Below are 14,279 nucleotides of genomic sequence, written 5' to 3'. Positions count from 1 at the left end.
AAAGCATGGTATTTCAACCATGCTTTTTTTCTTTTCAAGAAGTTGTTCTAATAATGACATCAATGGTTTGCTGAGTGCCATCCATACTGTATATAGCCGTTTGAGTAACTTTCACAATTGGCCAAGTCTGTAATTTACAATTTGGTCTCTGTAGAGCTGCATAATAGTTATCAGATTTAAAAAATGTTTTATGGGCTTTTGCAGTATTAGGAGTTAAAAGACGCTTCAGCCATGTTTCATTTACTTGGGTTTCCAAAAAACGTAGAGCTAAGATACTTTTTACACGGTTGTTAAATAGCCTCCTGTTTTTAGCAATAAGTGGATGGGTAATGAGACGATGTATACCAATTTGACTATGGGGCAAAATAAAGTGTGGTGTGATTTGAAATACAGTTACAAACTTTGCTTGTTGGCAGATTTTGTCTAAGTCTGTGACAGTTTCCTGATCCGTTCCAATAATCGCTACATTTAAATTAGAAAAATCATATGCTTTGATTGTATTTGATAAAAGAATTTGACCATTAAAAGCGTCAAAATCCTGAACTGAATTTTGAAAAGTAGCTGATTTTGCAACACTATTTTTAAGTTCAATACTCATTTTCCAAAAGTCCTTTTGGTTTTCATTTATGATGATTTTTTATCGTTTTAATATAAATAACCAAGCAAGGTAGCTGGGTAAAGTATTTTCAGATGGGTGGTTATCTCAGGCTTGGAACTGAGCCAAGCATGAGACTTTGTTTAGATATTAATGACTTGATTTTAATTGCATTAATTGAGTAAAGCTTTCTAAACGTTTATTTGTATCATAGACGTCACAAGTAAAAATAAACTCATCGACTTCATATGTAGCCAAAAGCTTTTCTAAACCTGAACGTACTGTTTCAGCAGAACCGATTTGTGCCATCTGATAGAAATTTTCAACTGAAAGTTGTTCTGCTGTGTTCCATAGTCCTTGCATTGAATTAACTGGTGGCTTGAGTTTTAAGCTTTCACCACGAATTAATCCTAAAACACGTTGGTATGCGCTTGTTGCTAGGAACTGAGCTTCTTCATCTGTATTGGCAACTACAACAGGTACGCCCATTGAAACATAAGGCTTGTCCAAATATTCAGAAGGTTCGAAATTTTCACGATAAAGTTCGATCGCTTGACCAAGCATGCGTGGCGCAAAATGCGATGCAAATGAATAGGGTAATCCTAGCTTCGCAGCCAATTGTGCGCTAAATAAGCTTGAACCCAATAACCAGACAGGCACATGAGTATTTTGTCCAGGAGTGGCAATAATTCTTTGGCCGGGTTGAGGTGCTTTAAAATATTGCAAAATCTCAACAACGTCTCTAGGAAACTGATCTTCCGTTTCCTGATGCCCACGACGTAAGGCACGCATAGTGAGCTGATCTGTACCCGGAGCACGACCTAAACCTAGCTCAATACGATTTGGATATAAGGTTGCTAATGTACCGAATTGTTCTGCAACCACTAATGGTGCATGGTTTGGTAGCATGATACCACCTGAACCTAAACGAATGCGCTGGGTATGAGCCGCGATAAAGCCAAGTAAAACAGCAGTTGCTGAACTCGCAATTCCATCCATATTATGATGTTCTGCAAGCCAAAAACGGTCATAACCTAATTTTTCTGCATGTTGGGCGAGCTCTAATGCATGACGTAATGAAAACTCGATTGTTTTATCATCACGTATTGGAGCTAGCTCCAAAATTGAAAATTTGGTGTCTTGAAGTGATCGCATGCGATATTCTCAAAAAACGTTATATCGAAATAATACGATATAAATGAGGTGATGTATATCGATTTTTTTCGATATAAATTTCACTCCCAAATAAAAAAAGCACCGCTAGGGTGCTTTTTAATATCTGTATACCAATTAGTGATGTTTATACCATCCACGGTGTAAGCCATTATCATGACGATAATAAGCGCGATCGTTGTAATAACGACGGTCTTCACGATCATAGCGACGATCGTAACGGCGGTCATCTCGATCATAACGACGGTCATAACGGTCATCATAGTTACGGTCTTGACCAACTTTACGACCTAAAGCAGAACCACCAGCGGCACCTACTGCTGCACCGATATATCCACCGTTTGTACCACCCATGTTTTTACCAACGGTATAACCAGCACCACCACCTAAAGCTCCACCAATAGCAGCTTCTGTACGGTTACGACGGTCACTTGCTGCAGCCGCACCACCAGCACCACCTAAAGCAGCACCAATTGTTGCGCCAGATGTACCACCGATACTTTTACCAATTGCTGTACCTACTACACTACCTAGAGCAGAAGTTGCCGCTACACGGGTACCATTATCTGCATGTGCAACTGACACCATAGAGGTTGTTGCGATTAATGCACTTGCTAACCAAATATTCATTTTCATTTTGGAACTCCATGCTCATTTTGCTAAAGAGCAATCTTTATGTCTTGAGCTAAATGTAATTAAAAATTTCGTGAAAATTATGGAGAAGGTTAATGCCGATACAATAGTTTTGTGTCTGCTTTGTATGGTTTATATTAAGATGTGAATAAATCATGAACGATATATCGGGAGCGGACAAAATTTTGACTATAAAAAAACACCCGAAGGTGTTTTTAAATCTATGTCTTCACTATGATTAGTGACGATGACGATGTTTTTTCTTCCAGTGTTTTGAAGATCGATCATAATCGCGGTCTTTAGAAATTTTATTACCTAAAGCACCACCACCTGCCGCACCTAAAGCAGCACCGATGTATCCACCATTTGTACCACCCATGCTTTTACCAACAGTATAGCCAGCACCACCGCCTAAACCACCGCCAATTGCAGATTCTGTACGGTGACGACGATCACTAGCAACTGCTGCACCACCAGCACCACCTAAAGCAGCACCAATTGTTGCGCCAGATGTACCACCCATGCTTTTACCAATTGCAGTACCAGCAACACTACCTAAAGCCGAAGCAGCTGCTACATGAGTTGTATTATCAGCATGTGCTACAGTCACCATAGAAGTAGCCAGAACAGCACTACATAATAAAGTATTTAATTTCATTATTTACTCCATGTCCCAAGTTGCAGGACCATATATCTTTCGTTACGGCAAATGTAACAAAACACTTCTCTTTAAATGTGGAGAACCCTCATTCGATTATTGGAGTTTAGTGTCTCGTTTGTATGCTTTCTATTAAAAACGTATGTAAAACCATCAATCTGACCGAAAAGTTGACCAATACAAATGTTTGAAAATAAGTAGTGAGCGTTTGATAGGGAAAATATCTAATTTAATGTACTTAGGAATGTTGAGAAGCCTATTCTAAAGTTCATGAATTGAAGGATTACATATGTCATTTAATCAGCATAATCTGTAAACTATGCGCTATTTTTATGATTTGGCTTATCTTCTTATATTTATCTAGATAAGTTTTTTGGACTTTTGAGATATTTCCTCTTATGAAAGCGTCACTCCGTTTACGACTTGATCAACTCTGTGATCGTCATGAAGAACTTACCGCATTGCTTGCAGATGCAGAAGTGATTTCCGATAACAAACGTTTCCGTAAACTGTCTCGTGAACATAGTGATTTAAGTGAAATTACCGAAGTTTGGGGCAAATACCGTCAAGCAGAAGAAGACATTGAAACTGCTGAAATGATGAAGTCGGACCCTGACTTTAAAGATATGGCAGAAGAAGAAATTCAAGCAAATAAAGATTTGCTTGTAGAGTTAGAAAGCCAGCTCAATATTTTGATGATTCCAAAAGATCCAAATGACTCTAATGCTGCTTATTTAGAAATTCGTGCTGGAACAGGTGGTGACGAAGCGGCAATTTTCTCAGGTGATTTGTTTCGCATGTATAGCAAATATGCCGAGACACAAGGCTGGCGTATTGAAGTCCTTTCTGAAAATGAAGGCGAACATGGAGGCTTTAAAGAAGTCATTTGCCGTGTAGATGGTGATGGTGTGTATGGCCGCTTGAAGTTTGAAAGTGGTGCGCACCGCGTACAACGTGTGCCAGCGACTGAATCACAAGGTCGTGTACATACTTCAGCTTGTACAGTTGCAATTTTGCCTGAAATTGATGTTGATACTAACGTTGAAATTAACCCAGCAGACTTACGTATTGATACTTACCGTGCGTCAGGTGCGGGTGGTCAGCACATTAACAAAACTGATTCGGCAGTACGTATTACGCATATCCCAACGGGTACAGTTGTTGAATGCCAAGAAGAACGTTCACAGCATAAAAACAAAGCTAAAGCGATGGCCTTGTTAGTATCACGTTTAGAAAATGCAAAACGTGCAGCAGCCGATGCAGCGACTTCTGAAATGCGCCGTGATTTAGTTGGCTCTGGTGACCGTTCTGAACGTATTCGTACGTATAACTACCCGCAAGGTCGTATGACTGACCATCGTATTAACCTAACTTTATATAAGTTAGACGCGATTATGGAAGGTGATTTAACTGAATTGCTCGATAGCTTACATCGTGAATATCAAGCAGATCAACTTGCAATGCTTGCACAGGAAAATGGCGGCTAATGAATATTGCTCAAGCGCTTGCAATTCGTGGTGAGCCTGACAGTTATGAACGACAAGAAAATGCTTGGCTGCTTGAGCATTTTCTAAAAATCAATTCGCTTGAATTAAAGTTTAGACTTGAGCAAGAGTTAACAGCCCAGCAAGAGCAAGACTATGTAGCTGGTCTTGAACGTATCCAAAATGGTGAACCTTTAGCTTATGTGACGGGTTCACAACCATTTTGGACGCTCGATTTAAAAGTAACATCTGATACTTTAGTACCACGTCCGGATACTGAGGTTTTGGTTGAAACTGTTTTAAATCTAAATTTGCCAAATAACGCAAATATTGTGGATTTGGGAACAGGGACAGGGGCAATTGCACTTGCATTAGCAAGTGAACGTCCAGATTGGCAGATAACCGCAACTGATATTTATGCGCCTACTTTAGATGTCGCAAAAGAAAATGCACAAGTTCATAATTTACAACGTGTGAAATTCGCTTGCGGTGCTTGGTTTGAAGCACTCGAACTACAAAAGTTTGATTTAATTGTTTCTAATCCGCCGTATATCGACCCTGAAGATGAACACATGCAAGCTTTGGCAACAGAACCACGCCGTGCATTGGTTGCAGACCATCAAGGATTGGCTGATATTGAAATTATTATTTCTCAAGGGAAAAACTGGTTAAAACCACAAGGCTGGATTGCACTAGAGCATGGTTATGATCATGGGCAGGCAGTTCGAAATATATTTGCTGAACATGGTTTTAGTCAGATTAAAACTATTCAAGATTATGGCCAAAATGATCGCGTCACTTTGGCTTCATTATAAGTAAAATGGAAACTATTTAAGCGGTGGAGCTAAGAGTAGCTTCCCGGTAAGCACCTGGGCTAACACCTGTCCATTTTTTAAAAGCACGGTGAAAAGCACTTGGGTCATGGAAATTTAAGTCTTCACTAATATCTTGTATTGAATCATTGCTTTTACTTAAGCGTTCAATCGCAATATCACAGCGAATTTCATTTTTAATTTGCTGATAACTTACCCCTTCATGTTTGAGACGACGTTGAACAGTAGCTTCAGAAATATTGAGTTGCTGTGCTACATCTTTGAGTTCGGGCCATTGAGCAGGGTGAAGCTTTAATAAATGACGACGAATAAGAACGCTCAAGGCATTTTCATTTTTAAAGCGAACTAAAAGATTTTGTGGAGTTTGCTCTAAAAAATCATAAAGCGCTTTTTTATCTTTTTTAATTTTAATATCTAAGTAGTGGGCATCAAACTCAACCTGATTTATCTCGGCATTAAATTTTATATCTTCACAGAAACGAACTAGATAATCTTGAATATCATTCGGTTTTGGACAGCGTACCGCAATATTGTTTAAGCCAATTCGCTGATCTACTAACCAACACATAAGCCCATGTATCAACATTAGAAAGGTTGCGTAGGTAAACATACGTTTAGGTTGTTCACGATCACGAATGACCAAATAAGCTTTTGCTTGTTCTCGAATTAACTCTCCACGCATATCATCTAAAACAAAGTTAAAAAACTTCAAAATATCATAGAGAGCCTTTTCTAAAGTTTCAGCCGTACTGACGAGTTTTGTAAGTAATTTATAGCTGCCACGGCGCATAGGGTGGCTATCCATCCCAAAAAACTCGTCATTCATGGCATTGGCAAGTTCTATCCATAATTGTGCATACGTTGCTACCGGAACACGCGCTTTAGGTGTCATGAGCAATTCAGCAGGAATGCCAGCTTTATTCAAAATAATTTGAGTATTTAGACCCTTGGCATAAGCCGCACTTAATGCTTCATGTACCAGTGCAATCGAAATAGTTCCTTTACTTAAAGAAGATTGGACAACCATGTCAAAGACTCATTTTTTTACGTATTTCAAGTGAAATATTTCATATTCAAAATTTGGATTGATCAAAAGCTGCAAGCATTTTGAGGTTTTTTGAAATTGTATCGGAAAAAAACAACTTTTACTCTCACTACTAAGGTTAAAGAACATTTCTATAGGACGTTACATAATGAAAATTCAAGGAAAACATTTCGTGATTACAGGTGGTGGCTCTGGTTTAGGGGCTGCAACTGCTGAATATTTGGTAAAGCAGGGTGCCTCAGTCACATTAGTAGACATGAATGTAGAAGCAGGTGAACAGCAAGCAAAACAGCTAGGGCCAAAAGCTGACTTTGTAAAACTTGATGTAACCAATGAAGCTGCTGCTGAGCAGTTCTTTAAAGATGTGTTGGTTAAACATGGTCATTTACATGGTTTGGTGAATTGTGCCGGTATTGGCCCTTCTGCAAAAGTAGTTGGTCGTGAGGGCGTTCATGACTTAGGGTTATTTGCAAAGACTTTAAATATTAATGTCACTGGTACATTTAATATGCTGCGTTTTGCAGCAGATGCAATGAGTAAAAACACGGTTGAAGAAGGTGAAGAGGACCGTGGTGTCATTGTTAACACTGCTTCTGTTGCAGCATTTGACGGTCAAATTGGACAAGCAGCCTATTCTGCATCAAAAGGCGCTATTGTTGCGATGACTTTACCGATTGCTCGTGAGCTTGCACGACATGCCATTCGTATTATGACCATAGCACCGGGGATTATGGAAACTCCAATGCTTAAGGGTATGCCACAAAATGTACAAGATGCTTTGGGCCAAATGGTGCCGTATCCATCGCGTTTAGGAAAACCAGAAGAGTTTGCTCGTTTGGTTGCGCATATTGCTGAAAATTCCTATTTAAATGGTGAAGTCATCCGTTTGGATGGTGCAATTCGTATGGCAGCAAAATAATAAAAATAAGGATGTTGAAATGATTCTAAATGCTGAACAAAGCATGGTTCAGGAGATGATGCGTAACTATGCGCAAAATCAGTTAAAACCAACAGCTGCACATCGCGATAAGACCCATGAATTTCCGGCTCAGGAGTTAAAAGATTTAGGTGCACTAGGCGCTATGGGAATGACTGTGCCCAATGAATGGGGCGGTGCCGGAATGGACTATGTTTCTTTGGTACTTGCGATTGAAGAAATCGCCGCAGGCGACGGTGCTATTTCGACAATCGTAAGTGTTCAAAATTCCTTGATTTGCGGTATTACACTGGCATACGGTTCAGAGCAGCAAAAACAAACCTATTTGCCAAAATTTGCCTCTGGCGAATGGCTAGGGTGCTTTTGTTTAACTGAGCCACATGTTGGTTCCGATGCGAGCGCGATTTTATGTAAAGCCGAGCGAGATGGCGACCATTGGGTATTCAATGGCGTAAAGCAATTTATTACCAGTGGTAAAAATGCTCAAGTGGCTTTGGTATTTGCGGTTACAGATAAACAAGCTGGTAAAAAAGGGATTTCGTGCTTTCTTGTACCCACCAATACACCAGGTTACTTGGTGACTCGTATTGAAGACAAAATGGGTCAACATGCTTCGGACACTGCAACCATTACGCTTGAAGACTGCCGGATTCCTTTAGAAAATTTGGTCGGCCAAGAGGGAGAGGGTTATAAAATTGCGCTATCTAATTTAGCGGCTGGTCGTATTGGTATTGCTGCTCAGTCTGTCGGTATGGCAAGAGCTGCTTTTGATGCAGCTGTGCAATATGCAAACGAGCGTAAGGCCTTCGGTGTAGAGCTGGTCCAGCATCAGGCGGTTGGTTTTCGCTTAGCAGATATGGCAACCCAGATTGAAGCGGCACATCAGCTGGTTTTACATGCTGCGACTTTAAAAGATGCAGAGCTACCTTGTTTAAAAGAAGCCTCAATGGCGAAACTCTTTGCATCAACTATGGCTGAGCGAGTATGTTCGGATGCAATCCAGATTCATGGCGGTTATGGATACGTCAGTGATTTCCCTGTTGAGAGAATTTATCGGGATGTCCGTGTAAGCCAGATTTATGAAGGTGCTTCGGATATTCAACGCTTGGTGATTGCTCGTGAAGTGGCTCAAGTTTAGATCATAAGATATTGAGTTTTTAAACTTAAAACTGCAAGAAGCCGCACACTATGTGCGGTTTCTTGCAATTGAAATGATGTATTTTTGCTATTAGTTTTGTTTGAAATAGATAGGAAAGTTGAAGAAATATTCTTCGAGCTTTAGCTAAAACAATAACAGTCAGGACAGATTTTGTGGCCTTACACAAAATCAATCATCAAACGGAATGAAGGTGAGCATCATGAAAACTTTGGCAGAAGCTTATCAGCAATTTGATCTTGAAAAACTCATTGAAGAGCAAGTTGTTGGGCACCCCCAAGCGATAAATGCTTATGTTGAGTGCTGTGAGCGTTATGTAGGAAAAAATAAAACAGCGCTCATTTGGGAAGGAAAAAACGGACAGGCAGAGCACTATACGTTCGAACAACTTGCTGAACTTTCTGGAAAACTTGCTAACTTCTTTAAAGCACAAGGAATTCAAGCTGGAGATTGTATTGCAGGGCTTTTACCGAGAACGCCTGAGTTATTAATTACAATTTTGGCAACGTGGCGCATAGGTGCTATTTATCAGCCTTTATTTACTGCCTTTGAAGCAAAATCGATTGATCACCGTATTACGACTGCTCAAACTAAATTGATTGTGACCAATGATGAACAGCGCCCTAAACTGAATACTTTAAATGTTCCGGTTATTGTCACTGTTCATCAGACTGGTCCTTTATCTGAACATGACTTCGATTTTTGGCAATCTTTACAACGCTATTCTGAGCAATGTGAACCAGTCAGCCGTAGCTTTGACGATGACTTTTTAATGATGTTTACCTCTGGTACAACTGGACTTGCGAAGTCTGTACCCGTTCCACTAAAAGCAATTTTGGCATTTAAAGGTTATATGACTCATGCTGTCGATTTGCGTGAAGAGGATATGTTCTGGAATTTGGCAGATCCGGGCTGGGCGTATGGTTTGTATTATGGCATTACCGGCCCTTTAAGCTTGGGGCATAGCATTATTATGGATGAGCGTTCGTTTAATGTAGATCAGGCAGTTGAGTTAATTAAAAAATATAAAGTAAGTAATTTAACTGGTTCGCCAACAGCATTTCGAATGTTCTTTGGGTTTAAGGAAAAATTTGACCCTTCAATTAAACAACATTTACGTGTAGTGAGTAGTGCAGGTGAGCCATTAACTCCTGAGGTTGTGAACTGGTTCAAGCAGGATTTAGAGGTCAATATTTTTGATCAATATGGCCAAACTGAGCTAGGTATGGTGATTGCGAACCACCATGCGCTTGAGCACCCATTAAAAGTAGGTTCAGCTGGTTTTGCAATTCCTGGTCATCGTTTTGCGGTGTTAGACCAAAATTATCAAGAATTACCAACAGGTGGTGTTGGTATTTTGGCAATGGACTCGGAGCAATCCCCACTAATGTGGTTTAAAGGTTATGGTGGCAATAATCGCAAATCATTTGTTGGTAAGTATTATTTAACAGGTGACACGGTCACTTTAAATGAACATGGCGGCATTGATTTTGTGGGGCGTGCTGACGATGTCATTACAACATCAGGCTACCGAGTTGGACCATTCGATGTTGAAAGTACTTTGTTAGAGTGCGAAGCGGTATTAGAGTCAGCCGTAATTGGTAAGCCAGATCCGGAACGAACCGAAATAGTAAAAGCTTTTGTGGTACTTAAACCTGCTTATCAAGCATGTGAAACATTAAAAGATAAGCTACAGCAATATGTTCGTAACCGTTTATCTCGGCATGCATACCCAAAAGAAATTGAGTTTGTGGATAGTTTACCGAAAACCACGAGCGGAAAAATTCAAAGAGGATTATTGAAGCAGCAAGAAATTGCAAAAATGCAGCAAGCCTATGCAAGCTAAATTGAACAAAGGGAAATATTTAAATATTTCCCTTTATTTTTTATATTAGAGGTCGGCTTTCACTTCTTCACCAATCAAGTAAAACGTTCCACCTGCAATATAATGCAGGCTTCGAAGTTCTTTCGGTGCATCTTGAAAATGCCAGTGCCCATCTTTAAAAACGCGGCTATCTGCCCATGCACCTACAACAGAACCAATAAATAAATCATGAGCTGACTGATTGTGCGGTTCAGGAATAATTTTACAAACCAGCCATGCGATACAACCTGATACAAGTGGGCTACTCAGGTCTTCTTGATAGAATAGTTCAACTCCGCAGTGCTCAAGTTTTTGTGGGTCATCCAACTTACTAATGGTACCAAGTTGTTTGGTCATATTGAGCTGTGCATAGCAAGGAACTTGTAGTGTGAAATAACCACTTTGCTCGACAAGCTGTCGGGTTTTAGTGCTTTTATCTAAAACTACAGACACTTTGGCAGGTTTAAACTCTAATGCACATGCCCATGCGGCAGCCATTACATTGCGGTCGTCACCATGTTGTGCAGAAACCAGCACAGTTGGACCATGATTTAATAAACGATAAGCTTTTTCTAACTCTACAGGTGCAATATATGATTGGGACATATTTAGCCTAAGTAATACAGAAAATGGATTGTTCTATTGTTGCAGAAAGCGTGTGAGAAGTAATGTAATGGGGAGTTAACTGAATAAAAAAGTTGTTTCCATTTTATAGCTTTCCTAATGACGAACTTAGTCATAAAATCACTTGGCTTCTAAGTGAAAGGATTAACGTGTGACCGAGCTTCAAGATATCGATTTTGTAGAGTTAAGTGATGAAGAAATGCATCTCTATAGCCGTCAGATTTTACTTGATGGATGGGATATTGAAGCTCAGGAAAAACTCAAACTTGCCAATGTGCTGATTGTGGGTGCTGGTGGCATAGGCTGTAGCAGTGCAGAACTACTTGCACGAGCAGGAGTTGGAAAAATTACACTCATTGATGCAGATACCATTGAGATAAGTAATTTACAACGACAAATTGCGTTTGGTCATGAAGATATTGGTCGCTATAAAGCTGAAGTTCTAGCAAAACGGTTACAGAAAATTAACCCTTATATCTGTGTTGAATACTTTAATGAACGTTTAGACGAACATAACATTGATAGACTTGTTGAACACCAAGACGTTGTTTTAGATGGCTGTGATAACTTTACAACTCGCTATTTAGTGAATAGTGCTTGTAAAAAGCATCAGGTCGCATTAATTAGTGCTTCTGCAATTGGCTTTCAGGCGCAAATGTTTATGGTTGAAGGTGATTCAGCTTGTTATGAATGTTTATTTCCAAAAGAACAGCATGACAATGAAGGCCTTCGCTGTGCAGAGTCAGGAGTGCTTGCAACGACTCCTGTAATGATAGCGTCATTACAAGCACATCACACTTTACTTTATTTAGGGCTTAATCGCACTCCTCTGAAACAAAAACTGTTACTTTGGGATGGATTAAATATGTCACAACGTATTGTTAATTTTGATAAAGATATAAATTGTCCACTTTGTCAGGCAAGCTAATCAGCAAATAAGGCAAAATTTGCTACACTTGAGACGAATATTCTGGTTCTAAAGAAATATGAAAAAAAATATTTTATTTGATGGATTGCGCTCAGTTGCCCGTATCGGTGAAACCGCAGTGGTTGCGGCTAAAGCTGGTATTAAGTACGCAACTGATAAGCCAAGTAATGCCAAACTCATGCGTGAGACTTTTGAGTCGCTTGGCTCAACATATATTAAGCTTGGTCAGTTTATCGCGAGTACACCATCGCTATTCCCACGTGAATATGTAGAAGAATTTCAAGGTTGTTTGGATCAGACTCCAACTCTGCCATTTAGCTATATTCAAGGCGTACTTGCCTCTGAATTTGAAGGGCGTGATTTAAGCGAGATTTTTAGTTATATCGATGAAAAACCTTTAGCTTCTGCTTCAATTGCTCAGGTTCACGCAGCTAAACTAACGACAGGTGAAGATGTCGTTATCAAAGTACAAAAACCTGGCGTAGAAACTATTTTATACACTGACTTAAATGTGGTGCATTGGGCTGCAAAGCTGCTTGAACGTGCAGTCCCTAAAATCAAGTTTGCTGCTCTTTCTGACATTGTTGATGAAATTAAAACTCGTATGGTGCGTGAAGTCGATTTCATTGAGGAAGCCCAGAACTTAGATGACTTTGTGGAATATTTAAATATTTCACAAAACCAAGCTGCGACAGCCCCTAAAGTTTATCATCAGTTTTCTACACGCCGTGTTTTGACCATGCAGCGTTTATATGGTGTGTCTTTGACAGATTTTAGTGTCGTGAAACAATATGCTAAAGATCCGTCACAAGTACTCATTACTGCCATGAATACATGGTTTGGTAGTCTTATGCTCTGTAAGAGTTTCCACGCTGACTTACATGCTGGAAATCTAATGTTGCTTGAAGATGGCCGAATTGGTTTTATCGATTTCGGTATTGTGGGTCAGTTAAAACCAGAAGTCTGGACAGCATGTATCGCGTTTATGGATGCTTTGCAAAAGACTGATTATCAGGCTATGGCTGAAAATATGCTCAAAATGGGTATGACCCATAACAAGGTCGATGTTCAGGTTTTAGCTCAAGATTTAGAGCGTTTGTTTAATGGCGTATTAATGGCCGATCCACAGCAGATTCTGTCTACTAATCCTGCCGATTTAAATGACATTATGATGGATATGGTAGGGGTTGGTGAGCGCCACGGTATTAAATTCCCTCGAGATTTTGCCTTATTATTTAAGCAAATGCTTTATTTCGATCGTTTTATGCGCGTACTCGCACCATATACCGATATTTATGCAGACCAACGTTTGAAAATGGTTCAAAATATGGAACCTGCTTCGTTGTTAAAGCACTAAGGTCAGTTTAAATTTATGGATGCCATTATTATTGAAGGCTTGAAGGTTGAAACAGTGATTGGCTGTTTCAACTGGGAAAGACAAATTATTCAACCTTTAATGTTGGATTTAACCATCCATAATGATTTGAGCCGAGCAGCAGAGTCTGACAAACTTGAGGATACACTCAACTATGCCCAGATTTGTGAGTTATCGGCTCAAACCATTCAGAAAGCCAAGCCTGAATTAATCGAGCACGCAGCTCATCTGGTTTTGCAATGTTTATTTGAAACCTTTCCAACAATTGAAAAAATTACCATAACCATCCGTAAGCCAGCCATCATTGCAGAAGCAAACGCTGTAGGAATTCGTCTTGAACGCACCAGAAACAATTTTTGCGCTCGCCCTAGCGAGTAATTTAGACGCAGATCAACACTTTACTTTTGCTTATACGCAATTAGCAACTTTGGGGAAAGTGCAGTTTTCATCTGTTTATCAAATTCCATGCCGAGATGGTATTGGAGATGATTACTGGAATTCAGCATGTCTATTAAGAAGCACTTTAGCCTGTGAACAAATTGAATCTTTTCTCAAAAAACTTGAGACAGATTCTGGACGTGTTCGTCCGTCGCATCATATTTCTTTAGATGTAGATTTGATTGCATGGGGAAGTGATCTCGACCATATGCAATTTAATTCTAAAAAACTACCTTTGGCGCTCGATGTAAAAATTCCTTTATATGAACTTTGGCATTGTGAAAAACTAAAGGCTGATAGTACGCTTTACCCAGTTGTTAATTTTAAATTTTAAGGTCTTTCAAACTAAAATTTACGCAAAATTTACGCGGCCTTTGAGTTCCTCAATAGAGAATTTACGAGCATTTTATCCATACTGAAATCCACTAAATTAGTGTTACTTCAGGACAATAAAGATGCTTATAAATTCTCAAATGCGCATCTTGCATCAGTCTGGCATAGCCTTATGCGGACTCAAAAAAAGTGATATTTCTTCA

At 39.6% G+C, this 14,279-nt stretch carries 15 protein-coding genes; 9 read left to right on the top strand and 6 right to left on the bottom strand.

Going from position 1 to position 14,279, the window contains the following annotated elements:
• Positions 1–34: 34 nt before the first annotated feature.
• From ABFY81_RS07290 to ABFY81_RS07275, 4 genes are all read right to left on the bottom strand, one after another.
• Positions 35–598 (bottom strand): flavoprotein, encoded by a 564-nt coding sequence (locus ABFY81_RS07290; protein ID WP_346789255.1) that lies wholly within the window; start codon positions 596–598, stop codon positions 35–37.
• Between the two features lie 147 nt (positions 599–745).
• Positions 746–1,750 carry an LLM class flavin-dependent oxidoreductase gene (locus tag ABFY81_RS07285; protein WP_068933043.1) on the bottom strand — a complete coding sequence of 335 codons (1,005 nt, stop codon included), beginning with the start codon at positions 1,748–1,750 and terminating at the stop codon, positions 746–748.
• A gap of 135 nt (positions 1,751–1,885) precedes the next feature.
• On the bottom strand, positions 1,886–2,404 hold the full coding sequence (locus ABFY81_RS07280) for a hypothetical protein (RefSeq protein WP_077169333.1): 519 nt from the start codon (positions 2,402–2,404) through the stop codon (positions 1,886–1,888).
• A 235-nt stretch (positions 2,405–2,639) separates the two neighbouring features.
• A complete protein-coding gene (locus ABFY81_RS07275) occupies positions 2,640–3,059 on the bottom strand; it encodes a hypothetical protein (RefSeq protein ID WP_039251491.1) in 420 nt (139 codons plus the stop codon).
• A gap of 398 nt (positions 3,060–3,457) precedes the next feature.
• Here ABFY81_RS07275 and prfA point away from each other — a divergent pair, with 398 nt between their 5' ends.
• Together prfA and prmC are read left to right on the top strand one after the other, a co-directional pair.
• Positions 3,458–4,546 (top strand): peptide chain release factor 1, encoded by a 1,089-nt coding sequence (prfA, locus tag ABFY81_RS07270; protein ID WP_347913460.1) that lies wholly within the window; start codon positions 3,458–3,460, stop codon positions 4,544–4,546.
• Positions 4,546–5,358 carry a peptide chain release factor N(5)-glutamine methyltransferase gene (gene prmC, locus ABFY81_RS07265; RefSeq protein WP_347913459.1) on the top strand — a complete coding sequence of 271 codons (813 nt, stop codon included), beginning with the start codon at positions 4,546–4,548 and terminating at the stop codon, positions 5,356–5,358. Before prfA ends, prmC begins: the two co-directional genes overlap by 1 nt.
• A 16-nt stretch (positions 5,359–5,374) precedes the next feature.
• On the opposite strand, the gene ABFY81_RS07260 is transcribed toward prmC, so the two are convergent.
• Positions 5,375–6,403: an AraC family transcriptional regulator gene (locus ABFY81_RS07260; protein ID WP_347913458.1), complete on the bottom strand. Its 1,029-nt coding sequence runs from the start codon at positions 6,401–6,403 to the stop codon at positions 5,375–5,377.
• A 166-nt stretch (positions 6,404–6,569) separates the two neighbouring features.
• On the opposite strand from ABFY81_RS07260, the gene ABFY81_RS07255 reads away from it, so the two are divergent.
• The 3 genes from ABFY81_RS07255 (at position 6,570) to ABFY81_RS07245 (ending at position 10,360) form a co-directional block, all read left to right on the top strand.
• A complete protein-coding gene (locus ABFY81_RS07255; protein WP_343568188.1) occupies positions 6,570–7,340 on the top strand; it encodes a 3-hydroxyacyl-CoA dehydrogenase in 771 nt (256 codons plus the stop codon).
• Positions 7,341–7,359: 19 nt separating this feature from the next.
• Entirely contained in the window at positions 7,360–8,496 is a 1,137-nt protein-coding gene (locus ABFY81_RS07250) for an acyl-CoA dehydrogenase family protein (RefSeq protein ID WP_347913457.1), read from the top strand.
• Between the two features lie 220 nt (positions 8,497–8,716).
• Entirely contained in the window at positions 8,717–10,360 is a 1,644-nt protein-coding gene (locus tag ABFY81_RS07245) for an AMP-binding protein (RefSeq protein ID WP_347913456.1), read from the top strand.
• Positions 10,361–10,405: 45 nt separating this feature from the next.
• On the opposite strand, the gene ABFY81_RS07240 is transcribed toward ABFY81_RS07245, so the two are convergent.
• Positions 10,406–10,984, bottom strand: a complete 579-nt coding sequence (locus ABFY81_RS07240; protein WP_347913455.1) for a flavin reductase family protein — start codon at positions 10,982–10,984, stop codon at positions 10,406–10,408.
• A gap of 169 nt (positions 10,985–11,153) precedes the next feature.
• Here ABFY81_RS07240 and ABFY81_RS07235 point away from each other — a divergent pair, with 169 nt between their 5' ends.
• From ABFY81_RS07235 to ABFY81_RS07220, 4 genes are read left to right on the top strand one after another with little or no spacing between them, the layout of a single operon-like run.
• Entirely contained in the window at positions 11,154–11,930 is a 777-nt protein-coding gene (locus ABFY81_RS07235) for a HesA/MoeB/ThiF family protein (RefSeq protein WP_039247345.1), read from the top strand.
• Between the two features lie 58 nt (positions 11,931–11,988).
• The gene (locus ABFY81_RS07230; RefSeq protein WP_016804195.1) at positions 11,989–13,287 is read left to right on the top strand and encodes an AarF/UbiB family protein; all 1,299 of its coding nucleotides are present in this window, start codon (positions 11,989–11,991) and stop codon (positions 13,285–13,287) included.
• 15 nt (positions 13,288–13,302) lie between these two features.
• Positions 13,303–13,683 (top strand): dihydroneopterin aldolase, encoded by a 381-nt coding sequence (folB, locus tag ABFY81_RS07225; protein WP_038347992.1) that lies wholly within the window; start codon positions 13,303–13,305, stop codon positions 13,681–13,683.
• A complete protein-coding gene (locus ABFY81_RS07220; RefSeq protein ID WP_347913454.1) occupies positions 13,640–14,077 on the top strand; it encodes a 2-amino-4-hydroxy-6-hydroxymethyldihydropteridine diphosphokinase in 438 nt (145 codons plus the stop codon). The genes folB and ABFY81_RS07220 overlap by 44 nt, the downstream gene beginning before the upstream one ends.
• The last annotated feature ends 202 nt before the right edge of the window (positions 14,078–14,279 follow it).

It is taken from the genome of Acinetobacter sp. WA-87, from assembly GCF_039938935.1.
Lineage (GTDB): Bacteria > Pseudomonadota > Gammaproteobacteria > Pseudomonadales > Moraxellaceae > Acinetobacter > Acinetobacter seifertii.
Note: the sequence above shows the minus strand (reverse complement) of the source record. Positions and strands in the feature narration are given on the sequence as shown.

Excerpts from the sequence above, each read along its gene's own strand:
- folB (WP_038347992.1), top strand. The coding sequence starts at position 13,303 with ATGGATGCCATTATTATTGAAGGCTTGAAGGTTGAAACAGTGATTGGC.
- ABFY81_RS07255 (WP_343568188.1), top strand. The coding sequence starts at position 6,570 with ATGAAAATTCAAGGAAAACATTTCGTGATTACAGGTGGTGGCTCTGGT.
- ABFY81_RS07280 (WP_077169333.1), bottom strand. The coding sequence starts at position 2,404 with ATGAAAATGAATATTTGGTTAGCAAGTGCATTAATCGCAACAACCTCT.
- ABFY81_RS07290 (WP_346789255.1), bottom strand. The coding sequence starts at position 598 with ATGAGTATTGAACTTAAAAATAGTGTTGCAAAATCAGCTACTTTTCAA.
- ABFY81_RS07285 (WP_068933043.1), bottom strand. The coding sequence starts at position 1,750 with ATGCGATCACTTCAAGACACCAAATTTTCAATTTTGGAGCTAGCTCCA.
- ABFY81_RS07230 (WP_016804195.1), top strand. The coding sequence starts at position 11,989 with ATGAAAAAAAATATTTTATTTGATGGATTGCGCTCAGTTGCCCGTATC.
- ABFY81_RS07245 (WP_347913456.1), top strand. The coding sequence starts at position 8,717 with ATGAAAACTTTGGCAGAAGCTTATCAGCAATTTGATCTTGAAAAACTC.
- ABFY81_RS07275 (WP_039251491.1), bottom strand. The coding sequence starts at position 3,059 with ATGAAATTAAATACTTTATTATGTAGTGCTGTTCTGGCTACTTCTATG.
- ABFY81_RS07260 (WP_347913458.1), bottom strand. The coding sequence starts at position 6,403 with ATGGTTGTCCAATCTTCTTTAAGTAAAGGAACTATTTCGATTGCACTG.
- ABFY81_RS07250 (WP_347913457.1), top strand. The coding sequence starts at position 7,360 with ATGATTCTAAATGCTGAACAAAGCATGGTTCAGGAGATGATGCGTAAC.
- prfA (WP_347913460.1), top strand. The coding sequence starts at position 3,458 with ATGAAAGCGTCACTCCGTTTACGACTTGATCAACTCTGTGATCGTCAT.
- prmC (WP_347913459.1), top strand. The coding sequence starts at position 4,546 with ATGAATATTGCTCAAGCGCTTGCAATTCGTGGTGAGCCTGACAGTTAT.
- ABFY81_RS07240 (WP_347913455.1), bottom strand. The coding sequence starts at position 10,984 with ATGTCCCAATCATATATTGCACCTGTAGAGTTAGAAAAAGCTTATCGT.